Below are 26,013 nucleotides of genomic sequence, written 5' to 3'. Positions count from 1 at the left end.
TTTATAACGAGAATACATGAGACAACTTTCCAATGTTGCCAGGGTGGCCATCACGTTCCTGCTTGCAGTGAGCCACGATGCCATGGCGCTGTCGCCGGCACGGGAATTCAATATTGCCGCCGGCGACATGAAAATGGCGCTCGACCGGTATGCGGCGCAGTCCGGCGTGCAGCTGCTGTACAGCGTGGCCGAAGTCGATGGCCTGGTGGGCAAGGCGGTCAAAGGGAAGATGGCGCCGGAGGCTGCCTTGTCCTTGCTGCTCCAGGGGACGCCTTTGCAGATCATGCGTGGCGGCGACAATGCGCTGCTGATCTATCGTCCGGCCACGCCGGCGCCGGCGCGCACCGTACCCAAGGTGTCGCTGGAACCGCCAAACGATCCGGCCACCGTGATCGTCAGCGGTCTGCGCACCGGCCCGGAAAGCGCGCGTGACAGGAAGCGCGACAGCGACGCGATCGTCGATGCGATCGTCGCCGACGACATCGGCAGGCTGCCGGACCAGAATGCGGGGCAGGCGGCCCAGCGTATTCCCGGCGTCCAGGTAGTGCGCTACCTGGAGGAGGGCGGCGCTTTCACGATTCGCGGCCTGCGGCAATCCAAAGTCTTGCTGAACGGGCTGGAAGTGTATGGCGCCAAGGCGCAGTCCGGCGAATACAATGGCCGCAACCTCGACCTCGAAGACGTGTCGGCCGAAGTACTGGCCGGTGTCGACGTCAGCAAGAGCTCTTCCGCCAGCGATATCGAAGGCGGCCTGGGCGGCACGTTGAATATCCGTACCCGCCAGCCATTTGATGCCAAGGGTTCCATGGCCAGCGTGGCCGTGAAAGCCACGAACTACCAGATGGCGCCGGGTTTTGCCAGCAAGACCCTGGCGCAGGCGTCCGGGCTGGTCAGCCAGCGCTGGCAGACGGACGCCGGTGAAATGGGCGTGCTGGTCAACGTTGCGCATGCCGGCAGCGTGTTCGGCCTGACCGAGGATGAACTGGAGCGGCCCCAATTGGTCGCCAATTATGCGGGTTCGGGCAGGGCGGTCACGCTGCCGATCGGCATGTTCACCGGTAATGGCCACAACGGCGAGCGTGCGCGCGACACGTATGTTGCCGCCTTCCAGTGGCGCCCCGCCGCCAACGTGAGCCTGTATGCCAACCATGTCGGCGTCAATTATCTGCTGGACCAGCGCTTCCAGACGGCGCGCTTTTATGTTGGCGCCCCGACCACCAGTTACACGTTGTGGGGCGACCGTAACAGCGACGGCAGCGACAACTTGCGCAGCGGGACGTTTACCGGCAACACAATGTCGAACGCGTCCGTCGTCGGCAATGAAGGCAGGAATGTGCGGCTGTATGACATTGGCGGGAAGTGGGATAACGGCAATGGCGATAGTGGCGATGGCGTGCAGGCCATCAGCGTGCGCCTCAGCCACACTGACACGGCGGTGCGCAATACCCTGCTCGAATGGGGGATGAACGCCAGTGTTCCTTTGATGCGCCTGGAGGTCAACGAAGGCTCGCCGTCGCACCTGTCGGTATCCGGCATCGACCTCGCCGATCCCGCCAGCTACCGTCCCGCGTACCTGCTCTCCATTGCCGCCAACGGGACGCAGGAAAATACCGCCGCCGTGGTTGACGCGAACTACCGCTTTGGCCACCCCGTGATCCAATCGGCCGACTTCGGATTGCGCGTCAATGACTATACGCGCCGGACCGCCGGTTTCGTCCACCTGTATTGCATCGATGGCTGCCACGGCGACGCCACGCTGGCGGCGGCCGACCCGGCGCTGCTGCATCAGGTACCGGCTGCCCAGTCGCGCGAGGTGGGGCCCTACCCAACGTTTTCATCCGACGCGGTGCGCCGGCAGGTGGCCCTGCGCGCCTTGTACGGCTTGCCGGCGGTGGACGCGAACATGCCGGAATATGACCAGCTCAATCATGAAAAGACCACGGCGGCCTACGTGAAGTTCAATTACACCACGGACGTCGGCGGCAAGCCGGTCAGCGGCAATGTGGGCCTGCGTTATGTCGGCACCGCGCTGCATGGCGCATCGTATGGTGCGAATGCGGCCGGCGCGCTGGTGTTGCTGGCCAGCGATTCGACGCGCCATGACGTGCTGCCATCGTTCAATGCCACTATCCGCTTGCGGGACGACTTGTTGTTCAGGCTGGGGGCCTCGAAAACCATGGGCCAGGTCAATTTTGCCCACCTGAGCGCGGCCGTGAGGATATCCAACCCGGTCCAGCATGACGCCCAGGCAGGCAACCCGGACTTGATGCCCTATACGTCGAGGAATGCCGACTGGTCGCTGGAACACTATTTCGGCGTCAAAGGGATGGCGGCGGTCGGCATGTTCTACAAACTGGTCAGCGGCTTGATCCAGACTGCGGCCGAAACGCGCATGATCAATGGTGAAGAGTATCACGTCGCGACCTTCAGGCAGGCGGGCCTCGCCAGGATCAAGGGCATTGAATTCGCTTACCAGCAATTCTTCGACAGGTTGCCGGCGCCATTCAATGGCCTCGGCCTGCAGGCGAATTGTCTCTTTGTGAATACGCAGGCGCCGTCCTCCGTTGCCGGCCGGAGCGTACCGCTGCTGGGCTTGTCGAAAAACAGCTGCAACCTGGCCGGTATCTACGAACGGGGCAAATTCAAGGCGCGCCTCGCCTACAACCACCGCGGCAGCCTGGTGGCGACCACCAGTTCGTCGGGCGCGCAGGGCGTGCCGGTTTTCGCCCGGCCATTCGGCACGCTGGACTTCTCGATCGCCTATGACATCAGCAAGCATCTTTCGCTGGTGCTGGACGGCGCCAATATTACCGGCGCCCGCATCGAGCAGCACTACGGCTCCACCCACAATCAAATGAATTATGTACCGCTGAACAAGCGATACGGCGCACAAATGCGCTATGTGTTTTGACGGTCATCCGACGCCATGGCTTTCGCACCTTCATTCTCATCTCCGGCTGACGAGCGCATGTTCAACCTGACGATCCATGCGATTTACCAATCGGTCCAGGAAACGGACCCGTGGCGCCGCTGTCTTACGCTGATGGTGAAGTATTTTCACGTCGCGGACGCGGCGATCGTGGTGCGGCCGTGCACCGGGAGCGATCCCGGCTACCACGTGTGCGTGCCGGCCGGCGGCCAGTGGCGCCAGTTCGATCCCTTGATGGACGTGCCGCCGGAACGCGTAATGCTGGCGTCGGACCTCATGACGGATACGCAGTGGCAGGGCAGTGAATTGCTCCGTGATGAATCCACGCATGGCTTGCCGGCGGACGCCGGACATGTCATGGGGGTCAATATCGCGACCCCGGCGGGAACCCTGGCGCGCTTGCGTCTTCAGCGGCGCCAGCCCATGCCGCCGTTCCGCAGCGAAGACAAGCAGCGGCTTGCCGTGTTTGTGCCGCACATCAAGCAGGCGCTGATGCTGTCGTCACATGTGAACGGCAATGCGCTGCAACTGAAAATCTATGAGGAGGGACTGGAACGGCTCAATATTGGCGTCATTGTGCTCGACGACGCGGCCCGGTTGCTGCGCTCCAATCCCACCGCCAGCCAGATGCTCGATAGCGCCGACGGCCTGCGGCTGGTCGACCAGCGCCTGGCGGCCGGCACAGTGGCCGAGACACGCGAATTGCAACGCTTGCTGGCCAATGCGCGCGAGCGCCCGAAGCAGGTCGCGGCCATGTGCCTGAGCCGGCCTTCGGGGCGGCGCAAGCTGGCGGCGGTGGTGCGCGGCTTCCCGCCGGCGGTGGCGCCGGATGGACGGTCGCAGCCGGCGGTGGCGCTGTTCCTGCGCGACCCCGATACGCTGGCCGAGCCGGCACACGATATCGCGCGCCAGCTGTTCGACTTCACGCCCGCCGAGGCCCACCTGGCCATCGAATTGCTCAATGGCCTGAGCCTGGACGAAGCGGTCGGCAAGCTGGGCATCCTGCGCAATACAGGGCGCGCGCATTTGCGGGCGATCTTTTCGAAGACCGGCGTCAGCAGGCAGAGCGAACTGGTGCGGGTCTTGCTCAACGGCGTGCTGGCCTAGCCCGAGCGGACGATAAAAAAAGCAAGCTGAAGCATAAAAAAATGTTATCGATAACCAATTTCAGCGATCCAACTGATCGTAACGGAGAACAGATTGAGCGCAGCAACCATATATGACGTCGCGCGCAAGGCCCGCGTCTCGGCGATGACCGTCTCGCGCGTGATCAATGGCGGTGTCAATGTCGATGAGCTGACACGCGAGCGTGTCAGCGCCGCCATCGCCGCGTTGCAATATCAGGTCAACCAGGCGGCGCGCTCGGCGCGCAAGGGAACCATGCGTGTCGGCATGTTATGCGGCAGTCCCGGTGCGGCCTATCTCAGCGATTTCCTGCTGGGCGCGACGGACCAGTGCAGCCAGCAGGGGGCCCAGCTCATCGTGGAGAAATGTGGCGACCTCGACAGCCAGCGCGCAGCGGCCGCCAGGCTGATCGAGAACGGCGCGGCCTGCCTTCTGGTACCGCCTCCGCTGTGCGACCAGGAGGCGTCGATCCAGCAGCTGGACGACCTTGGCGTACCGATCGTGGCGGTTGCCAGCGCCCGGCCTGCAGCCCATATTCATGCGGTGCGCATCGATGACTACCAGGCGGCGAAAGCCATGATGCATCACCTGTTTGCGGCCGGCCATAGCGATATCGCATTCATCCTGGGCGATCCGGGCCATGCGCCGGCCCAGTTGCGCCTGCAGGCATACCTTGATGCCATGAGCGTGGCGGGCATGAGCACGCGTGCCGGACGCTTGGCACAAGGCGGGGGAAACTATCGTTCCGGATTGACGGCGGCGCGCGAGTTGCTGGACCATCCGGAGCGGCCATCGGCCATCTTTGCCTGCAATGACGACATGGCCGCGGCCGTAGTTTCAGTGGCGCAGGGCATGGGCTTGCGCGTGCCGCAAGACCTGGCGGTGTGCGGTTTCGACGACATGCCGATCGCGGCGTCGGTCTGGCCCGGGTTGACCACGATACATCAGCCTGTCGATGAGATGGCGCGCGCGGCGGTGCAACTGGCCATCGATGCGATCAGGGATGCAGGGCGCCCGCGCCACCGCGTGCTGCCTTACACGCTGGTCCAGCGCGAATCGACGACAGCAGGTGCCGCGCACTAAATTCCTGTTTCCATAGTCCGAACGGACGATGCGGCCATCAGCATGCAAGCAATATATTGGGTGAATGTTATCGATAACTAGCGTGGCGGAATGGCGCCACTGGTTTTTACGGCAGTTCAATAAAAATGGAGGGGAATAATGAGAAGATTTGAAACGTCGGTCCTGCGCCTTACCCGGATCGCCCTTGCGGCAAGCATCGTCGCGACAATCCTGCCACTGCAGGTCGGGACCGCCTACGCCGCGGACACAATCCAGACGCTGGCCACCAGTTATCAGCCAACGCTCAGCGAGCGGGTCGACTCCAGCGGTTTCCGGCATCCCGGCATCGGCTTCACGAAAGAGCAGCTGGAAAACATGCGGGCCCAGGTGCGCTCGCAAAAAGAACCCTGGAATACCTATTTCAACAACATGCTGCTGTCCTCCGCGGCCTCGAAGACGCCGGCGATCAAGAACATCGGCACTGATCCCACGCAGCCGCGCTACTACGGCCTCGCTTCGCAGGGAATGAATTCGGCGTTCATCGCCGATGGCAACACGGTGTATACACAGGCCGTGCTGTACTTCGTGACCGGCGACGAAACCTATCGCGCCAACGCCATGCAGATCATCCGTTTGTACGAGAAGATGGATCCGGCCCAGTACGCGTATTTCGTCGATTCCCATATCCACACCGGCATTCCCTTGCAAAAGATGTTGAGCGGGGCGGAAATCCTGCGCTATACCAGCACGCAGACGCCGGCGCTGGCATGGACCGATGACGATACCACCAAGTTCACCACCAACCTGGTGCTGCCGGTAGTCCAAACCTTCAATAGCTGCAATTGCCGGTTCATGAACCAGCACTTGTACACGACGATCGGCGCGATGACCGGCGCGATCTTTGCCGAAGACCGGGACACGTACAGCAAGGCGGTCGAATGGTTCACCGTCAACAAGGACGCGGTGGACCAGGGGCAGACCGGCTCCATCAAGCAAATGTTCCGCCTGGTGACCAGGAACGACCTGACCGGCGAGGCGGTGACGCCCGTGGTGCAGCACGTCGAGATGGGACGCGACCAGGCCCACGGGGGCGGCGACATCACCAATGCCGGCATCCTGGCGCGTTTGATGATGGCGCAGGGCACCAAGGTCGATCCGGTGGCGGGCACAGTGTCCACTGCGGAAAATGCGGTCGGTCCCTACGAATTCCTGAATGACCGCATCCTCGACGCCACCGAACAGTTTGGCGGCTACATGACTGGTGTCGATATCCCCTGGGTCCCGACCGCCTCGCATACTGACGAAGCTGGCAACCCGACCATTGTTTATAAGAACGTCTCGTGGGCATATCGCGGCAGGTCTGGAACAAACCAAGCGGAACCGTACTATTACTACAAGTACACGCGAGGCGTCGACCTCGCGCAACGCGCACCCTACTTCAACAAGTTCTTCCTGGACCGGAACGGGTACGGCTGGGACAGCAAGGATGGCGGCGGCGATTTCTGGATAGGCATTCCCAAGGCGGCCGAAGCCGAAGGGGGGCAGTATCTGGCGAAGCCCACTACCGATCCGTACCGCGAAGTGGAGGACCGCTTCAGGGCGCTGGATAACCGCTCGGCCGTCATGAACGACGGCTCCGCGACCTTTATCCGGGCCACCGCGGCGCCGGAAGGTACGAAGTTTTCAGTCTATAGCTATGGCTATGGCGCGACCTACTACGGCATCCGTATCCGCACCAATGGCATGGCGTTGATGGACAATTACGGAAAAACCATTCCCTTGCCCGACACGCATGGCCAGTGGCGCTACGTGATCTTCACGGGCAATGTGGATGATTTCATACCGCTCACGTTTACCGGCAACGGCACCACGGTCGACGTCGATCATGTCAACGTCATGGCCAGCACCTTGCTGACGCCGCCGGTGTTCACCATCGGCACGGCTGACCAGACGCTCTACAGCTATGCGGGAACGACGCAGCCAGTCGCCCTGGATCTGTCTGCAACCGACCCCGGCGCCGGCGAAACCGTCACCTACCAGGCCGACAACCTGCCCGCGGGCGCGTCCTTCAACACGGCCACCGGCGCATTCTCGTGGAATCCGACCCAGGCCGGCACCTACACCTTCTATGTCAGCGCGTCGGACGGCACCACGGTGACAATGAAAACCGTCACGGTGATCGTCGATGCGAGCCGGCAGGGTGCGGTCGATCGGGCCAATGCTCCATACAAGTCGGGCACGCCCTATGTCGAATCGACGCTGCCGGCCTACAACGCCGCATACGCCGACATGATGAGCGTGATCGGCTCCGCAACCGACGATGTGTTCTACCAGAAGCTGGCGGCATTGCGGACCGCGGCCGCGGGGCTGATTGAAATCAACCCGCTGCTGAGCGATGGCAGCCTGGACTTCCGCAAGATGTTTGTCAGTTCGGACTTCACCAGCCTCGACAACCTGGTGGACAACAACCAGGACACCGCGGGCGGATGGGGGCCGAACCTGGCCTTTAACATCGACCTCGGACCAAGTTTCAAGGTTGCCGTCAATGATTTCAAGCTGCGCACGGTCGGGCCCTTCCCGGAACGTGCCGGTGGTGTTGCCATCTTCGGCTCCAACGACAAGGAAAACTGGACCCGTCTGACCCCAGGCCTGTCCACCAGGGAAGACAACATGCAGGATTTGCCGGTCTCTGAAGAAGTCAAGAGTACCAAGTTCCGGTTCCTGAAGTTGCAAATGCTTGAGCCGTTCGTCCCCGTGTATCAGCCGTACGCCATCTTTGAGATGACCGAGTTCCGGATTTTCGGCACACGCTCGCCGACCATCAACAAGCTCACGTCCGTGACGATCAGCTCGGACCAGGCGATGCGGAAACGGGTGGTCGCCGGTAATACCGTCAAGGTGACCTTCAAGTCGAGCGAGGCGATCAACAATGTGGTGGCGACGGTGCAGGGCCAGCCCGCCACGGTGACCACCACCGATAACCTGACCTGGACCGCCTCCTGGGTAGCCAATAACAGCGTGGCGGAAGGCGAAGTGAAGTTCCTGATCAACTACAAGACCGCCGACGGCGTGGATGCCGAGCCGACCTTGTTCACCACCGACGCCACGTCGCTGGTCTTCGTCAATGAAACTGGCATGATCGCCAATCCGGTTGCCATCACCACGGTGACCGACTCGAACGGCAGGACGGGGACCGACCTGTTGACCGTGGCCGGCTACCTGTTCGATAACAACATCACCACCGGCACGGATTACCGCATCAGCGGCAGCGGCTATGGCGGCTGGGTCAAGTTCGATTTCAAGGGCGGCGGCACGGTGCAACTGGCCCGGGCGGAAATCCTTGCCCGCCAGGACACATTCTACGGCCGTATCAATGGCACCGTGCTCCAGGGATCGAATGACAATACGACCTGGGAAACGATTTCCAGCCCGGCGACGGGGACGCTGGAGTGGCAGACCCTGTCCATCACCAACAACACGCCTTACCGCTACATCCGGGCCTACAATGGCGGCAACTGGTATGGCAACATGAACGAGCTGAAGCTGTACGGCGTGGTCGAGTCGACCGCGCTGATATCAACCGCCTCGATCAGTTCCCCCCAGGCGCTGCGCAACCGCATTGTGCCCGGCAACACCGTGAAACTGGCCTTCTCGGCCAAGGAAGCGGTCAACAACGTCACCGCCACCATCCAGGGCGTGCCGGCCACCGTCACCACCACGGACAACATCAACTTCATCGCCACCGCCACGCTGCCGCAAGGCACCGCGCCGGGCCTGGTGAAATTCGAGGTCCAGTACAAGACGGCCACGGGCAAGACCGGCTACCCGCTCAGCGCGGTGAGCGACGCCAGCGCGCTGTACCTGGTCGACGAGTCGGACGTGATCAAGAACGTGACCAGCATCGCCACGCTGATCGACACCACGTCGGGCCGGACCGCCGCGAGCACCTTGTCGATCACGAACTACCTGTTCGACGGCATCGCCAGCACGGGCTCCGATTATCGCCTGGGCACCAGCGGCACCAGCGGCTCCATCACGTTCGACTTCAAGGCGGGCAACCAGGCCACGCTGACCGGGGTTGAACTGCTGGCGCGGCAGGATTCGCTCTACACCCGCGCCCGGTACACGGTGGTGCAGGGGTCGAATGACAACGTCAACTGGACCACGCTGACGTCGGCGGCCGCCTCCACACTGGAATGGCAGACCTTCCCGGTCACCGGCGGCGTGCCATACCGTTACATCAAGATCTGGAACGGCTCCAACTGGTATGGAAACCTCAACGAGGTACGCTTCCACGGCACCGTGCAGGGCGCCGACACCGCGGCGCCGGTCACCACCGACAACGCGCCGAAAGTGCCGGTGAACACCGATACCACGGTAACGTTCGCCGTGACCGACAACAGCTCCGGCACCGCTGCGACGTACTTCAAGGTCAACGGCGGCGCGCAGCAAACCGGCAACGCGGCGGTCTTCAGCGCCGAGGGCACGTACGCGCTGTCGTACTGGAGCGTGGACAAGGCGGGCAACGTCGAGCAAGCCAGGAGCGCCAGCGTCATCATCGACAAGAGCGCGCCGGTCACCACGGTGACCAGCAACCCGGCCATGCCGGCCAATGGCTGGTACAGCTCCGACGTGTCGCTGGGCTTCACCGCCGCCGACACCAACGCCGGCGCCAGCACCTGGTTCAAGGTCGATGGCGGCGCGCAGCAAAGCGGCAACGCGGTGGTGCTGAGCGACAAGGGTACGCACACGGTGCAATTCGGTAGCGTGGACAAGGCGGGCAATGCGGAAGCGGCGCAATCGCTGGCCATTAATATCGGCCCGATCGATTTGACTGGCAGCGTGAAGTTCACGCAGTACGGCGCCACGCTGAACCGCGCCACCGGCAAGTACGTGGGCAGCGTGACGGTGACCAACAACACCGCGTCGACCTTGACCGGCCCGTTGCAGGTCGCGCTGGGTAGCCTGACCAGCGGCGTCACGCTGGACAACGCCACCGGCGTCAGCAGCGGCGGCGTGCCTTACGTGACGTTGCCGGCTTCGCTCAGCCCGGGCGCCAGCACCAGTGTGTCGCTGACCTTCAGCAATCCGAACCGTGCCGTCATCGGCTATACGCCATCCCTGTTCAAGGGCAACCTCTAAGGACGACTTACCATGTATTTCAATCTTCAAAACCAGGCAGTCAATCTGCTGAAACGCATCACGCTGGCCTTAACCCTGGCGGCCACCTGTGGCATGGCTTCGGCCACCGTCATCCATGTCTCGCTGGACACGTCCGCCTTCGGCGTGACCAGCGGCTACCTGGACATGAACCTGAGCGCCTCGTCCAACGTGCCGCTGGCCACCGCCACCGTCACCAACCTGACGGGCTTCGACAGCAATCCCTACATGGAATCGTGGGGCGTGACGACGGTGCCGGGCGGTTACAAGTTCCGCAACGATACGGCGAACGATTTGTTCCAGTCCGTGCACTTCGGCAGCACGTTGTCGTTCGACCTGACCTTTGACGGCGCCTATGACGCGGCCACCAGCTACATCTCCGCGTTCACCGTGTCCGCCTTTGGCGACGATTTTTCCGTGCTGGGCGCGACCGACCCGCTGACCGGTGCGCTGGCCACGTTCCTGTGGACCCCGTCGCTGACGGATGGTGGCAATGGCAGCCTGGCGGCCCTGACGTCGGATGGCGGCGTGGGCGTGGTGCCCGAACCGGCAGGTCTGGCGCTGATGGGCCTGGGCCTGGGGGCGCTGGTGCTGGTGTTGCGCCGGCGCGGCCGCGCCACGGCCACCGGCGGTAGCGGGCGCAGCGAACTTGCCGCGCTGGCCGGCTGATCGTCACTCACGGCTGTCAAGGGCGCGTCGCGTGCGGTACGCGCCCTGTTTTAACCCTTGCTGTCTAATGTTGTCCCATTTTTTGGAGCACACGAATGATGAAGCAGAACCATCCTACCGATACCGTTGCCGTCCCTTCCGATCCAGACACCATGCTGCTGCAACACGTGTCGCGCCGCAGTTTTCTGTATAGCCTGGGCGCGCTGGCGCTGGCCGGTTGCGGCGGCGCCGGTGAACAGCTGGCGGCGTTGGCGTCCACCCCGGCGCCGCGCGCCGCTGGCGCCCCCACACCCTTTGTCCACCCGGGCTTGCTGCACACGGACGCCGATTTTGCGCGCATGGCTGCCAAGTACACCACCAGCCCATGGTCCGGCAGCTGGAACTTGTTGATCACCAATTGGCACGCGCAGTCGACCTATGTGGCTTCGCCGCAGGATTGGGTGTACCGCGGGAACGATGGCGTGCACGGGGAAAATTACACAAGGCTGATGCATGACGTGTGCGCCGCTTACCAGTGTGCGCTGCGTTGGAAAATCTCGGGCGACACCGCCTATGCCGATACCGCCGTGGCGATCCTGAACGCCTGGATACCACTGCAGGGCATAGGAGGCGACACCAATGCGCTGCTGGCGGCCGGTATTTATGGCTATGAGTTCGCCAACGCCGCGGAAATCATGCGCAGCTACAGCGGCTGGGCGGCCACCGACCAGGCCAACTTCAAGACCATGATGTCGACCAAGTTCTACCAGATCTGCCACGACTTCCTGGTCGGCCACAACGGCACCGAGTGGACCCATTACTGGGCCAACTGGGATTTGTGCGCGATTGCCAGCATCATGGCCATCGGCGTGCTGTGTGACGACGGCGCCAAGTTCGATGAAGCCGTCAATTACTTCAAGAGCGGCGGCGGCAATGGCCGCATTTTCAAGGCCGTGTATTACCTGCATCCGGGCTATCTCGGCCAGTGGCAAGAGGCGGGCCGCGACCAGGGCCACGCCACGCTCGGCATCGTGCTGGGCGGCGCCATCTGCGAAATGGCGTGGAACCAGGGCGTCGACTTGTACGGCTACGACAACAACCGCTTCCTGGCCGGCGCGGAATATGTCGCCAAGTCGAATTTGATCCAGTCCGGCACCACGTATTACACCGTGCCCTACGTGACCTACAACAACGTTGACAACGTCAACCAGACCGTCTTTGCCACCGGATCGCAAGGCATCGGACGGGCTTGCTGGGCGCTGGTGTACAACCACTATGTCAACCGCATGGGGCTGGCGGCGCCATATTCCAAGCAGTTCGCGCTGGTGGTGCAGCCGGAAGGCGGCGGCCTGGGTTCGACCAGCGGCGGCTACGATCAGCTGGGGCTGGGCACACTGACCTGCGGACGCGACCCGATCGCCACCGGCGCCTTGCCGAGCGGCCTGACCGGTTACGTGAATGCCGGCGCGCCGGTGCTGTCGTGGTGGGGTAGCGCCTATGCGACCAGCTACAACGTCAAGCGCGCCACGGTATCGGGCGGCCCGTACACGACGATCCAGACCGGCATCACGGACTTGCTGACCTATACCGACACCAGCGCGCCAACCGGCACCAATTATTACGTGGTGACAGCGATGATCTCTGGCGTCGAGTCTGCGGTATCGAACCAGGCCACCGTGATCACCGGCAAACCGCTGCATACGTACCTCACGTTTGACGCCAGCAGCGGCACCACCGCCGCCGATGCGACAGGACTGGGCCATACCGGCACCCTGATCGGCGGCGCCAGCTGGGTCGCCGGCAAGAAAAACAATGCTGTTTCGCTGAACGGCAGCACCGGTTACGTCAGCCTGCCGGCCAACCTCATGACCGACGTCGGCGACTTCACCATCGCGACCTGGGTCTACTGGAACACGTCGAGCAACTGGCAGCGCATCTTCGACTTCGGTGACGGCACTGGCCAGTACATGTTCCTGACGCCGCGCAACGGTGGCGGCGTGGCGCGCTTCGCCATCACCATCAACGGTGGGAAGGGGGAGCTGGGTATCAACCACACGGCGGCGCTGCCGACCGGGCAGTGGGTGCACGTGGCGGTCACGCTGTCCGGCAACACCGGCACCATGTACATCAACGGCGCAAGCGTGGCCAGCAACACCAATATGTTCCACGCGCCTTTCCGCATGGGCAGCACCAGCCAGAACTGGATCGGCCGTTCGCAATATTCCGACCCTTACTTCAACGGCAAGATCGACGATTTCCGCATTTACCGGGGTGCGCTGAGCGCTGCGGACGTGCTGGCGCTCTACAACAGTTGATGGGCGGTTGAGCCGGTTGTCAGGGGGCGCCGGCTGCAATGGCGCCTCCGTATTTTTTTTCAGTATAAGGAAGTTAACTTGAACTCGAAGGCATTACTCTTCAGCCTACTTTTGACGCTTGCGGGGACAGGTCTGGCCCATGCGCAAAGCGCTGAAGGGCACAAGGACTGGCCCGGTCAGGGGCAACTGTTTATCGGCACATGCTATCAGCCGGTGGACCGCTCGCCGGAACAAATCCGCAAGGACATCGCCCTGATGAAGGCCACCGGCTTGTCGGTGGTGCGGATGGGGGATCTGTCGTGGGATTATTTCGAACCGGCCGACGGTGTCTTCACGTTCAAGGAATTCGACTCGGTGATGGACCAGATGCATGCCGCCGGAATCAAGGTGGTGCTGGACATCGCCGGTTTGCCGGCGCCCCTGTGGCTGCACCAGAAATATCCCGGCGCCAATATCGTGGCGCAGAACGGGACCACGCTGTATCCCGCCACGCGCTACATGGTGGACATCAGCGATCCGGATTACCAGCGCCTGGCGAGGCGTTTCGGCGATGCGCTGACGAAGCACTATGCCAGCCATCCGGCGGTGCTGGCCATCGGCTACGACAACGAGATCGGCGCGGGCTTCATGTCGTATTCCGAGCCGACCCGCCAGCGCTTCATCGGCTGGCTGAAGCAGCGCTATGGCGGCCTGGCTGCCCTGAACAAGGCATGGGCGACACAGCGCTGGTCGCGCCGCATCAGCGACTGGGACCAGGTGCGCCTTCCCAATTTTGACGGGCCGGGGCCGAACGAGCGTAATCTCGATCTGCGCCGTTTCTGGTCGGACGTGACGATCGGCGTGCTCAAAGACCTGGAAGCGATCCGCCAGAAAAACGTGCCCGACAAGCCCGCCATCTCGAACCTGTACGACGTGCATGAGGGCAGGGGATTCGATTACCTGGCGACCCACCGCCAGTATGTCAGCTATGGCGCCTTCGGCTTCTATCACACCGAAGCGATTCCCGGCGCCTTTGAAACGTTGCTGATGAAGGGCGCGTTGTCGACCCCGGTCTGGTTCAACGAATTCCAGGCCGGCGGTTTTGCCTCGCATGGTGTCAAAGGCAAGTCGCGCATGTGGGCGTATTTCGGCCTGATCAACGGCGGCCAGGCGGCGCTGGCGTGGACCTTCAACAGCCACCTGGGCGGCGAGGAGCAGGCGTTCTGGGGCCTGCTTGATCACGACGACACGCCGTCATGGCGGCTGGCCGAATGGGGGACCATGGCCGCCGAATTCAAAAAGATCCAGGGCCTGGGCTTTCCGCGCCAGATGAAGCCTGAAGTCGCGATGTCGTATTCGTTTGAATCGAGGGTGGCATCGGCGCCGAAAATTGCCGGCAACGCCGTGAAGAAGTACTACTCGACGCCCTACATCGAGCAGAAGCACAATGCGTTCGGTCCCCTGTACCAGGACAATATCGACGTCGCCGTCATCAATATCGGGCATGAAGACTTGAGCCGCTACAAGCTGGTGGTCATCGCGGGCGAGTACTTGATGGACCAGGCGGCGACCGACGCCGTGCGGCGATATGTCGCCAACGGCGGCACGGTCGTCATGACGGCGTTTTCGGACAAGGTCGACGAAACCGCCCAGTGGTACGGCACGCCATTGCCGGGACGCCTGGCGGATGTCTTCGGCGTGAAAACCAGGGAATTCTACCGGGTGAACGAACCGCTCACCGGCGCCATCAACGGCGCTCCGTTCAAGACATCGATTCACTTTTACGAAGTGCTGGAACCGTCCACCGCCACGGTGGCGGCGCGGTTTTCCAATGTCGACGGCACGCCGCCGGTTGTCACCATCAACAGCTTCGGCAAGGGCAAGGCGATTTACGTGGCGACGCCCGCGCAACCTGCCATCATGCGGCCACTTTACCGGGCGCTGTATGCGGAGCTGGGTATAACTCGCGGACCTGAGACGCCGGAGGGCGTGTTCGCGCGTGCCGTCGATGGGTGGGTGCTGTACGTCAACACCACTGACACGGCAAAGGACATACCGATCGAGGGACAAAGGACCGGCGTTCTTTCGGGGCAGAACTGGCAGGGCAGTCTGCACCTTGCCCCGTATGGGGTCGATCTGGTGCGGTAGATCCAGGCGCGGAATTGCAGTTAATGAATGGTCAATCCAGGCTGGCGCCGGCTGGCGCCCGCCACCCAATACAAGCAAGGATCCATATGTTGTTAAACAAGCTGTCCGTGGCAATCGCCATGGCAATGGCGGGCGCAATGCCTGCGCTGCCGGCGATGGCAGCCAATCCGGTGCGCGCCGAATGGGAGCAACCCGAAGTGGTTGCGCAAGGCCGCGAGCCGATGAAGGCCACGTTCTTCAATTTCGAATCGCGCGACAAGGCGCTGGCCGGCGACAAGACCGCGTCACGCTTTTACCTGCCGCTGGACGGCACATGGGCATTCAAGTATTCGCCGACGCCCGAGACGCGGCCGAAAGACTTTTTCCGCCCGTCGTTCGATGTCAGCAAGTGGGGCAGCATCCAGGTTCCGGGCATGATGCAGACGCAGGGTTACGGGAAGCCGATTTTCACCAATATCCAGTATCCATTCCCTGCCAACGAGCCGTTCATCGCGCATGAGCTCAACGAAGTCGGCTCCTACCGCCGCGACTTCGACCTGCCGTCCGGCTGGAACGGCCGCGACGTGTTCCTGCAGATCGGCGCGGCGGGCGCCGCTTATTACGTGTGGGTCAACGGCCAGCGGGTCGGCTATTCGGAAGACTCCAAGCTGCCGTCGGAATTCGACCTGACCCGCTATGTGCACGCGGGGCGCAATACCATCGCGATTGAACTGTACCGCTGGGCCGACGGTTCCTACCTGGAAGACCAGGATTTCTGGCGCGTGTCCGGCATCGAGCGCAGCGTCTACCTGTATGCGGAACCGAAAACGCGGTTGCGCGACTACAAGGTGACGGCATCGCTGGATAAACAGGCTTACCGCGACGGTAACTTTGAACTGGTGGCGGAAATCGCCGGCGCCTCTGCGAATGTCGAAGTGCGGGCCAGCGTGCGCGACGGCGAGCGCACGGTGCTGCAGGCGTCGGCGGCGCCCGGCGCCGACCGCAAGGCCGTGCTGCGCGGCGCTATTCCCGGCGTCAAACCCTGGTCGGCTGAAACGCCGAACCTCTACACGCTGCTGGTCGAAGTGGTCGACGCGAGCGGCAAGCTGGTGTCGGCCACGTCGCGCCGCATCGGCTTCCGCACGGTGGAAGTGGCCGGCGGCGAGGTGCGCGTCAATGGCAAGCGCGTGATGATCAAGGGCGTCAACCGGCACGAACACGATCCGCAGACGTACCGCGTGCTGTCGATGGAGACCATGCGTAAGGACATTGAATTGATGAAGCGCGCCAACATCAATGCGGTGCGCACCTCCCACTATCCCAACGATCCGCGCTGGTATGACCTGGCCGACGAGTATGGCTTGTACGTGATGGACGAGGCCAACATCGAATCGCACGGCTACATGGAAAAGGGCTGGAAGGCGCGTGATGTAAAGCAGCGCGCTGAAATCATGCTGGGCTACAAGCCGGAATGGCGCAATGCGCACCTGGACCGTATTACCCGGATGGTGGAGCGCGACAAGAATTCGCCGTCTGTCATCTTCTGGTCGCTGGGCAACGAATCGGGCACCGGCACGCATTTCGAGGAAGGCGCGGCCTGGATCCGCAAGGCCGATCCGGGCCGGCTGGTCAGCTATCTCGGCGTCGCTGAAAATGGACCGCAGCATCAGCCGTCGGCCTATGCCGACATTTATGCGCCGATGTATGACTTCATGGAAAAAATGGCCGACTATGCGGCCGATCCGGCGTACACCCAGCCAATGATCCAGTGCGAATATGCGCACGCGATGGGCAATTCGCTGGGTAACCTGGAAGATTACTGGCGCCTGATCCGGTCGCACCGCAAGCTGCAGGGCGGCTTTGTATGGGACTGGGTCGACCAGAGCGTATATGCGCGCGACGCGAAAGGGCGCACGTACTGGGCGCAGGGCTTTGATGTCAATCCGGAACGCGGCGACAACGCGCCGGTCGGTGACGGCGTGGTGCGCTCGGACCGCACGCCCGATCCCGAATACTACGAATTGCAAAAGGTCTATTCGCCGGTGGTGTTCGAGGGCGATCCGTTGTCCGGCGCCATCGACGTGGTGAACCGCTACGATTTCCGCGACCTGTCGCATTTGTCGCTGGAGTGGGAATTGCTGCGGGACGGCATGCCGGTGGCGCGCGGCGCGTTGGCCGATGCCAGTGCCCCGGCCGGCCAGCGCCAACAGCTGGCGCTGCGCCTGCCCGGCTTGCCCGCGGACGGTGAACGCGTCCTGACGGTGCGGGCGCGCAGCAAGGAGGCGCAGCCGGGCGTGGAACAGGGGAGCGTGGTGGGCTGGTCGCAATTCGTGCTGCCTGCGCCGGCGCTGGCCGCCGGCGCCGCGAACCCCGCGCCCGCGGACACGGTGGCGCCGGTCGAGGACGGCAATGCCTATGAGCTGCGCACCGGCAATACCGTGCTGCGGCTGGCCCGCGATACCGGTCTGGTGACGTACACGGTGGGCGGCCAGGTGATGCTGCAAGGCGGCGCGCCGAACTTCTGGCGCGGCCTGACCGAAAACGATGAGGGGGCGAAGGTCGACAAGACCCACGGCGTCTGGCGCCCTTACACGGAACGGCGCCAGGTGCGTTCGGTGACGGCGGATGGCGGCGGCGTCAAGGTGCGGTTCAACTACTGGGGCGATGCGTACTGGGAAAACACGTACCGCATGCGGCCCGACGGCAGCCTGGACGTCCAGGCGAGCTTCACGCCGCTGCGCGGCAACTTGCCGGATCCGCTGCGCCTGGGGTTGCGCTTCGACAGCCCGGCCGCCATGGACAGCGTGCGCTGGTATGGACGCGGCCCCCATGAATCGTATGTCGACCGCAAGACTGGCGCCGCGCTGGGCCTGTTCGAAGGCAAGTTGGCGGACCAGTACCACGGCTATATCCGTCCGCAGGAAAGCGGCAACAAGACCGACGTGCGCTGGTTCCAGCTGGCGCGTGGCGACGGCGCGGGCGTGAAAATCAGTTCCGGCACGCCGTTCTCGTTCAATGCGCTGGCCTTCCCCTATGAAGACTTGTACCAGCGTCCGCGCGGCACGTGGAAGAGTTCCGATATCGCGCCCCACGGCGACGCCAGCGTACTGGTCGACATGGCGCAAATCGGCGTGGGCGGCGACGAGGGATGGAGCCTGGCGGGGCGGTCGCACGTGGAATACCGCATCCCGCTGGCGCCGGCCAGCTACAGTTTCACGATTTCCCCGGCGAAGCTGGTACAGTCGATTTCCCGGCGTTTCAGCGCCGATCCGTCGCCGCATTACTTCGGCACGGGCACGCAGGGCGGGTTTTATGTCTATGCCACCGACGACGCGTCCAATTCCGGCAAATACTGGGATTCGACCACCTGGCGGCTGTACACGTCGCCGGACATGAAGGCGTGGACCGACGCCGGGGTGCCGCTATCGGTTTCGGTGTTCAAGTGGGCTCGCCCCGACGCCAAGGCGTGGGCGCCGGAAGCGGCCTACCGCAATGGCAAGTATTACTTCTATGCGCCGGTCGGCGGCGACAAGATCGGCGTGGCGGTGTCGAACCGTCCCGATGGCGGCTTCGCCGATGCCCGCAGCGATGCGCTGGTCGACAAGGCGCGCGACGCCAATGCCGGCGACGAGCCGATCGATCCGGCCGTGTTTGTCGACAAGGATGGCCAGGCATACATGTACTTCGGCACCCGCGTGCCGAAAGTCGTCAAGCTCGCCGCCGACATGACGCACCTGGCCGGGCCGATCCTGAACGTGGACGTCACGGGCTGGCCCGCGTCGGACCCGAAGAAAAAGTATGGCGAAGCGCCTTTCCTGCATGAGCACAATGGCGTGTATTACTTCACGTTCTCGACCGGCTGGCCGGGGCAAATCGTGTACGCCACCGGCGCTTCGCCGCTCGGGCCGTTCACTTACCGTGGCGTGATGATCGATTACCTGAACATCTCGACCAACCACCAGGCCATCATCGAACATGGGGGCAAGAGCTTTGTGTTTTACCACGACAAGCTGTTGCCGGGCGGGGACAGCATGCGCCGTTCGATCACCTACGCGCCGCTTGAATATGGCGCCGATGGCGCCATCATGCCGGTGCGGCTGGAGCCTGGACAGATCGGGAAGCCAAGGCAATAGAAATAAAACAGGCCACCCTCGGGTGGCCTGTTTCGTTGCGGCGTGCTGTTTGCTTATGCGCCTTTGTTAGCGAAATAAGCCTGCAACCGCTTTAGTTCCTCCGCCGTCACGTGCATGACCGCGCCATGTTTCGGTCCGGAGAAATTGGTGGCTTTCATGGGCGAGCCGGCGTCGTTGAAGCGGCCCAGGTTCTTGTAATGCACGAAGTCCGTGGTTTCCGAGAAGCCCATGTTGTTCGGCTTGGCGCCAAACACGTCATACATCAGCACATAGGATTGCGTGCCGATGCGACGCCACATGGTCGGGGCTTCGCACGACACGGTCTCGGGATCGACCTTGGCCGGATCGAACTTGTATCCCGCATTGATCTTGTCGGATACCGCATGGCGCAAGCCGCCAGGATTGTCGTGCGCCACGTAGTACAGGTGGTATTTGTCGCCGACCTTGGTGATGTCGCCATCGATGGTGCTTTTGTCGGCCACGGGATACGTGAACAGGCGCTTCGGTGCGCCTTCCAGCGACGTATAGGCGTCGTTGGCATACGAATACACCATGTAATTGTGGCCGCCGCTGACGCGCGTGGTGAAGTACACCATCAGCTTCTTTTTGGCTTCGTCGTAGATGGTTTCGGGCGCCCAGGCCGCGCCCAGGTCCTTGAATTCGGGGAACAATTCGCCCACATGCACCAGCGCGTGCGTCCAGTGGATCAGGTCATACGACTTCATCAGGATCAGCGCGCGGTTATTGCCCCAACCGTATTGGGCGTGCGGGCGCTCCCATTCCGTGCTGCGCAAGCCTTCCTTTTGCGCATAGATGTGCAAGTCCGTCATCGACAGGTAGAACGCATTGTCCGGTCCGCGCATGATGTGGGGATCGCGTATGCCTTTCTGTTCGGAGATATCCTTGCCCGGCAAGACCGGCTGGCCATTGTTGATGTCAGTGAATGCATAGCCATCGGTGGACGTGGCGAAGTGCAGCGAATGGTCTTCGTCCTTGAAGTAGGTGAACAGGTAGCCTTTCATGTCCTTTTCCGCCGGGGCGGCGGTGGCGCCCTGCGGCGTCACTTTGGGAACGATTTGCAGCTGGCGCGGCGCGTCGGCTGCCGCCGCGTTGCCGATGGCCGCGAAGGCCAGTGCGAGTGCGGTGATGAGTGTGCGGGTTTTCATGTTGTCTCCGGGATTGGTTTGTGTGACTTGATAACGATAACGCCGAACCCGGAGTTGACAGAAGTGCCGGCATCCCGCCGTAAAATTATTTCATCGCAGACGATGATTTGGTTATCGCAGGCGGGATGCCGGGATGGCTACTTGCCTTGCTCGTTATACAGGCCGATCACGGTACCGACAAAGCCGCCCGCCTGTTTGGTGCTGAGGAAGGTCGCATCGACCTTGCCGGCCAACGGCTGCCACGCATTGGCGCGCAGCGCATAGGACGCGCTCAATACACCGCCGTCCACCGACAGCTTCAGGTACACGGGCTTGCCGGCCGCGGCGGGCGGCAGCGGCGCGCTGGCCACGCGGCGGCCTTGCTGCGGGTCGTCGCCGTTCTTGCGCACCGATAGCGCCACCACGGGCTTTCCATCCTGCTGCTGCACGCCAAGGAACAGGTAAGCATCGTCGTTTTGCATGGCGACCAGGCCCGCGCGGTCGCCCACACGTTCGGGCGTATAGCGCATCGCCGTGCTGACGGTGGCGATCGCGTGCGCCTGCTTGCGGCCGACGAACGACGGCACATTGCGGATATCGCCGATGGCTTCCGTGCTGGCGTGCAGCGCCAGGCCGCCGGGTTGCAGCGCATAGCGCGGCTGTTGCGGAATGCGCACACTCATCCAGCCCAGCCCCAGCTTGCCGTCCTTGAAGAGGTCCTTGTACGCATAGTCGCCGTTCAGCGGTTGCGCCGGGCGGGGCGACGGCGGCAGGTTGGGGCGCTGCAGCACGAAGGGCACGGTTTTACCCTGTTCCAGGATCACCGGCCAGCCATCTTTCCACGTCACGGGCAGCAGATAGGTTTCGCGGCCGATGTTGAACAAGTCCGGGCCGTAATTGCGCGTGGCCAGGAATACCGACCACCACTGGCCATCCGGCGTCTGCACGAAGTCCGCGTGGCCGGCCGTGCCGATGGCGTTGGGCCGGCTGTCGGGCAAGTCGCGCTGGGTCAGGATGGGATTGCCGGCAAAGTTCTCGTAAGGGCCGGTGATGGCGCGGCTGCGGAACACCACTTCCGAGTGCTGGTCGCCGGTGCCGCCCTGGGCCGCGATCAAATAGTAATAGCCATCCTCCTTGTACAGGTGTGGCGCCTCGGTCCAGAACGGCTTTGTCGCCAGGTCCGCGCCGCCATTGATGATTTCCGTGCGCGGCCCGGTCATGGCCTTGGCGTTCGCATCGAATTCCTGTACCCAGATCGAACGGTGGCCGGGATACAACGCTTTCTGGCTTGGGGCGCCGTTGTTGACGATATACGCCTTGCCATCGTCGTCCCAGAACAACGATGGGTCGATGCCGTCGAACTCGAAGTTGACGGGATCGGACCACGGGCCGGCGGGATTGGTGGCGGTAATGACAAAGTTCTTGCGGTTGGTGCAGACGATGTAATACACGCCGTCGTGGTAAGCGATGGCGGGCGCCATCAGGCCGGCCGATACTTTCATGCCGCTGAAATCCACCTGGCCGGGGCGGTCGATGGCATTGCCGATCTGGCGCCACGTGACCAGGTCTTTCGAGTGGTATACGGGCAGGCCGGGGAAGTGCACGAAGCTGGACGTCACCATGTAGTAGTCGTCGCCGACGCGCTCGATGCTGGGGTCGGGGGCGTAGCCGGAAATCACAGGATTGATGAATTGCGCGCGGGTGGGGTGCAGCTGGGCGCTTTCCTGACTCTTGCCGTCGTAGGCGTAATACGCGAAGTGCGCGTCGGCAGCGGGCGCGGCGGATGGGAACAGCATCGCGGCGGCCGCAGCGATGGTATATAAGGGCTTGGTATTCATGTCTCAGTATTGATTGAGTTGTTCTCATTGTTATCGATAACCTGTTCAGCATAGCACAATCATCTTTGGCATACGAATTTGCAAATCTGGAATACTTCTTTTGTTTGAGGTATGCAAAAAGGCATGCTACTATGAACTTGTTATCGATAACTTCATCGGTTCATACTTGCCAGTAACGGTCCGGTGAGGGTGCTGCGATAGCTCTTAGTCGGTGGGCACTTCATCAGTGCCCGTCTCCCTTGCGCCGGCGGCGTCACTGCCGCCGGTTTTTTTTTAGGGAATACGTGGAATCCCGCGTAGGAAAAAAGCTACAGGCAGCAAAAAAATGACTGTCGATGATGCAAGTTAGTCGTAGAATGTGTGATAGCTTGTTATCGATAACTGATGTGATTAACCAACGCGGTAACCAATGCGCTTCAGAGGGGGCGCATCCGGCGGCAGGGAGCCGTCACCGATTCCATAAATATAACGGAGATTAGCAGCATGAACTCGAAAGCAAAAACGTCCGCGCAAGTAGCCGCGCTGGCGCTGGTGGTCGGACAGAGCCTGTTTGTGGCGCCATGTGCGCTGGCACAGGAAAACACCGTGGTAGTGACCGGTATCCGCGCCAGTGCCCGTTCGTCGGTAGCCATCAAACGCGACACGCTGGAAGTGGTCGATTCTATCACTGCCGAAGACATCGGCAAGCTGCCTGATCCAAACGTGGCTGAAACCTTGACTCGTATTCCGGGTGTGCAGGGCTACCGCTACGGTGGCGAAGGCGCATCGCCGGTGGGGCAGGGTTCCGGCCTGACCATTCGTGGCCTGTCCGGCCAGACGGCATCACAAATCAATGGCCGCGCATTCAATACCGCCGGTGGCCGCGAATTCAATATTGAAAGTGCGATTCCCGGCATGATCGCCGGCGTCGACGTGTACAAAAACCCGTCCGCGGAACACATCGAAGGCGGCATCGGCGGCCTGGTGAATGTGCGTACCCGTAATCCAAGCGATTTCAAGGGCCCGACGTTTGCCGCGTCGATCAACTTCCGCAACAACGACCTGGCCAAGAAAACCGACCCTGAACTGTTCGCGCTGGGCGCCAACCGTATCGACCTGGGCGGCGGTTCGCGCATCGGTGTGATGGCCGCGGCCACGTACCAGAAATCGACCGGCCGTTCCGACAACAACCCGGCCAATGGCGGCGCCAGCCTGAGGCGCGCCATCCGCGCCGACAGCGCCGAATACGCGACGCTGGCGGCGGCCAACAAATCGAACAGCCCGTTCCAGCCACTGGCTGCCTTTGTGGGCCGCAGCGATGTCAACTTCCTGAGCGGTGTGCCGACCCTGGCCGGTCCGGCGAATACGCCGAACCTGGCCGGCCTGAGCGCCGACCAGGTCAGCAACGTGATGGTGGCGCCTGGCGTGACCAGCAACGTGTTCCAGGAAACCATCATGCGCGAGCGTAAGGGCCTGAACCTGGCGGCCGATTACCGCGCCAGCAACACGCTGCGTGTCTACGCCGAAGCCAACTACATTTATTACCTGTACCACCAGAACTATCGCGGCCTGAATTCGGTCGACGGCGCGAACGTGCAGAACCTGCAGACCACGCCGTTCAGCTTCACCGAAGGCCTGGCCAACCGCAACCTGAACGGCGGCAGCGACGATGTGCTGGTCAACAAGCGCCTGCTGGGCGGCAGCTACCTCAATTCCACCGTCAACACGGTGGGCGGCGACGAGCATACGCCATACTCCACGTGGGTGGCGGCCACCGGTATTGAATGGAGCCCGACCGCGGAACTGTCGCTGAAGGCCGACTTCTCGTACGTCAAATCCAACAAAACGCAGGACAACCGTTCCGTCAACATGGATTCGGCGCCGGGCCTGACCTGGACCACCAACCGCCTGGCCGATGGCGCCCCGCACCAGTTGACCTTCACGGGTCCTGACCTGAGCAATCCATCGAGCTTTGTGCTGCGCGACTATAACAACGGCACCAACCAGAGCTGGCATGACAGTGGCAACGCCACGGCGCTGAGCGGCGCCTGGAGCACGGAGCTGGGCCCGATCAACAAGCTGCGCTTCGGCACCCGCTATGCGCACATGGAAAGCCTGTACCGCACCTATAGCTTCTTCGGTAAATTGCTGACCACCGATGGCAAGGCGCGTGCGGCGGACTATTCGAACGCCATCAACGTGTCGACCGTTCCTGCCCTGGTGCAGAATGCGCCGACCAACTTCATGCGCGGCGACGCCGGCTATGCCGGCGGCTATGTAACGTACGCGCCGGATGCGTTGCTGGGCAACCAGGTCATGACCGCGTTCCCGAAAGCGGGCATCCAGGACCAGAACGCGCTGAATGAAAACACCATCGGCCGCCGCCGTATCGAGGAAAACACCCTGGCCGGCTACCTGGTGGGCGACTTCTCCGCGATGGATGACCGCCTGAAGGGCAATATCGGTGTGCGCGTGGTGCGTACCACCGGCACCGCTGTGGCGCGCGCCGTGGACGTCCGCACCGGCACGCCGGTCGAAGTGGATGTGACCCGCAAGACGTCGTACACCAACGCGCTGCCATCGTTCAACGCCGCCTATGACGTCACCCCGGACACGATCGCCCGCTTTGCCTATGGCCGTGGCCTGACCCGCGCCGCCCTGGACTCGCTGAATCCAAGCATTTCGGTGAACCCGTCCAACGGCACCGGCAACGTCGGCAACCCGGACCTGCGTCCGCTGCTGGCCAACAGCATCGACCTGTCGCTGGAACATTACTTCAGCAAGACCAACTATGTGTCGGCCGCGTTGTTCAACAAGGACATCAAGGGCTTCTTCAACGCCATCAACCAGTGCCAGACGGTGGCAACCGCGCCGGCATATACGGGGCCTGACAATGGTTGCACGGGCGGCCAGTACATGGTCGGCAAGACCGTCAACGCGGAGAAAGGTTACGCACGCGGCCTGGAAGTGGCTGGCCAGTACTTCTTCGACAACAGCGTCGACTGGCTGAAGAACTTCGGCGTGTCGGGTTCCTACACCTACGTGAAGACGTCCGTCCCGCTGAACTTCGGCACCAATGCCGCGCCGCGCATCGTCTCGACGCCGCAGCCGTTCCAGTCGAAGGACAGCTTCAGCCTGGCCGGCATGTATGAAGACCAGAAACTGTCGGCCCGCCTGGTGTACACGTGGCGTTCGCCGTCGATCCTGTTCGGCGCGTCGGCCAACCCGATCGATGCCCGCTACATTGGTTCGTATGGCATCCTCGATGGCGCGATCAACTATGAGCTGGTCAAGAACCTGACCCTGTCGTTCAATGCGTCGAACATCACCGACAAGGCGCTGAACCGCTTCGTCGGCGAGCCCGGCAGCTACGAGACGGGCCTGGAACGCCAGCACTATGCCAATGGCCGCACCTTCAGCCTGGGCTTGCGTTATAAGTTCGGCAATTAATTACCCGGCTTGAATGGGCAGGGGCTTGCCCCAGGACGAATCCGGCGCCGCTTTGCGTGCGCCGGATTCGCTATTTTCAGCCGGATTGTTATCGTTATACATGCGTCTTGAAATGGGCGACTA

General features: G+C 62.4%; 11 protein-coding genes. 9 read left to right on the top strand and 2 right to left on the bottom strand.

Annotation, left to right across the window (positions count from 1 at the left end; all coding sequences use genetic code 11):
- Nucleotides 1-16: 16 nt before the first annotated feature.
- From GJ700_RS01020 to GJ700_RS00985, 8 genes are all read left to right on the top strand, one after another.
- A complete protein-coding gene (locus tag GJ700_RS01020; RefSeq protein ID WP_154370792.1) occupies nt 17-2,911 on the top strand; it encodes a TonB-dependent receptor in 2,895 nt (964 codons plus the stop codon).
- Nucleotides 2,912-2,968: 57 nt separating this feature from the next.
- Nucleotides 2,969-4,036, top strand: a complete 1,068-nt coding sequence (locus tag GJ700_RS01015; RefSeq protein ID WP_154370791.1) for a helix-turn-helix transcriptional regulator — start codon at nt 2,969-2,971, stop codon at nt 4,034-4,036.
- Between the two features lie 93 nt (nt 4,037-4,129).
- Nucleotides 4,130-5,137 (top strand): LacI family DNA-binding transcriptional regulator, encoded by a 1,008-nt coding sequence (locus GJ700_RS01010; RefSeq protein ID WP_154370790.1) that lies wholly within the window; start codon nt 4,130-4,132, stop codon nt 5,135-5,137.
- 138 nt (nt 5,138-5,275) lie between these two features.
- Nucleotides 5,276-10,258, top strand: a complete 4,983-nt coding sequence (locus tag GJ700_RS01005; protein WP_154370789.1) for an OmpL47-type beta-barrel domain-containing protein — start codon at nt 5,276-5,278, stop codon at nt 10,256-10,258.
- Between the two features lie 12 nt (nt 10,259-10,270).
- Nucleotides 10,271-10,945 (top strand): NF038129 family PEP-CTERM protein, encoded by a 675-nt coding sequence (locus tag GJ700_RS01000; RefSeq protein WP_154370788.1) that lies wholly within the window; start codon nt 10,271-10,273, stop codon nt 10,943-10,945.
- 98 nt (nt 10,946-11,043) lie between these two features.
- On the top strand, nt 11,044-13,239 hold the full coding sequence (locus tag GJ700_RS00995) for a LamG-like jellyroll fold domain-containing protein (protein WP_371867795.1): 2,196 nt from the start codon (nt 11,044-11,046) through the stop codon (nt 13,237-13,239).
- A gap of 78 nt (nt 13,240-13,317) precedes the next feature.
- Entirely contained in the window at nt 13,318-15,366 is a 2,049-nt protein-coding gene (locus GJ700_RS00990) for a beta-galactosidase (RefSeq protein ID WP_154370787.1), read from the top strand.
- Nucleotides 15,367-15,452: 86 nt separating this feature from the next.
- A complete protein-coding gene (locus tag GJ700_RS00985) occupies nt 15,453-19,478 on the top strand; it encodes a glycoside hydrolase family 2 TIM barrel-domain containing protein (protein WP_154370786.1) in 4,026 nt (1,341 codons plus the stop codon).
- Between the two features lie 53 nt (nt 19,479-19,531).
- Here the strand turns inward: GJ700_RS00985 and GJ700_RS00980 are convergent, their stop codons facing one another.
- A complete protein-coding gene (locus tag GJ700_RS00980; RefSeq protein ID WP_154370785.1) occupies nt 19,532-20,644 on the bottom strand; it encodes a glycoside hydrolase family 43 protein in 1,113 nt (370 codons plus the stop codon).
- A gap of 137 nt (nt 20,645-20,781) precedes the next feature.
- Nucleotides 20,782-22,461, bottom strand: a complete 1,680-nt coding sequence (locus GJ700_RS00975; protein WP_154370784.1) for a glycoside hydrolase family 43 protein — start codon at nt 22,459-22,461, stop codon at nt 20,782-20,784.
- A gap of 483 nt (nt 22,462-22,944) precedes the next feature.
- Between GJ700_RS00975 and GJ700_RS00970 the strand changes: the two genes are divergently transcribed.
- The gene (locus GJ700_RS00970; RefSeq protein ID WP_154370783.1) at nt 22,945-25,890 is read left to right on the top strand and encodes a TonB-dependent receptor; all 2,946 of its coding nucleotides are present in this window, start codon (nt 22,945-22,947) and stop codon (nt 25,888-25,890) included.
- Nucleotides 25,891-26,013: the final 123 nt, after the last annotated feature.

Origin of the sequence: Pseudoduganella rivuli, assembly GCF_009674485.1 — a bacterium.
In the GTDB taxonomy this organism is placed as follows: Bacteria; Pseudomonadota; Gammaproteobacteria; order Burkholderiales; family Burkholderiaceae_D; genus Rugamonas; species Rugamonas rivuli_B.
Note: the sequence above shows the minus strand (reverse complement) of the source record. Positions and strands in the feature narration are given on the sequence as shown.

Coding starts and splice junctions, on each gene's coding strand:
- GJ700_RS01020 (WP_154370792.1), top strand. CDS start 17: ATGAGACAACTTTCCAATGTTGCCAGGGTGGCCATCACGTTCCTGCTT.
- GJ700_RS01015 (WP_154370791.1), top strand. CDS start 2,969: ATGTTCAACCTGACGATCCATGCGATTTACCAATCGGTCCAGGAAACG.
- GJ700_RS01005 (WP_154370789.1), top strand. CDS start 5,276: ATGAGAAGATTTGAAACGTCGGTCCTGCGCCTTACCCGGATCGCCCTT.
- GJ700_RS01000 (WP_154370788.1), top strand. CDS start 10,271: ATGTATTTCAATCTTCAAAACCAGGCAGTCAATCTGCTGAAACGCATC.
- GJ700_RS00995 (WP_371867795.1), top strand. CDS start 11,044: ATGAAGCAGAACCATCCTACCGATACCGTTGCCGTCCCTTCCGATCCA.
- GJ700_RS00985 (WP_154370786.1), top strand. CDS start 15,453: ATGTTGTTAAACAAGCTGTCCGTGGCAATCGCCATGGCAATGGCGGGC.
- GJ700_RS00980 (WP_154370785.1), bottom strand. CDS start 20,644: ATGAAAACCCGCACACTCATCACCGCACTCGCACTGGCCTTCGCGGCC.
- GJ700_RS00975 (WP_154370784.1), bottom strand. CDS start 22,461: ATGAATACCAAGCCCTTATATACCATCGCTGCGGCCGCCGCGATGCTG.
- GJ700_RS00970 (WP_154370783.1), top strand. CDS start 22,945: ATGAACTCGAAAGCAAAAACGTCCGCGCAAGTAGCCGCGCTGGCGCTG.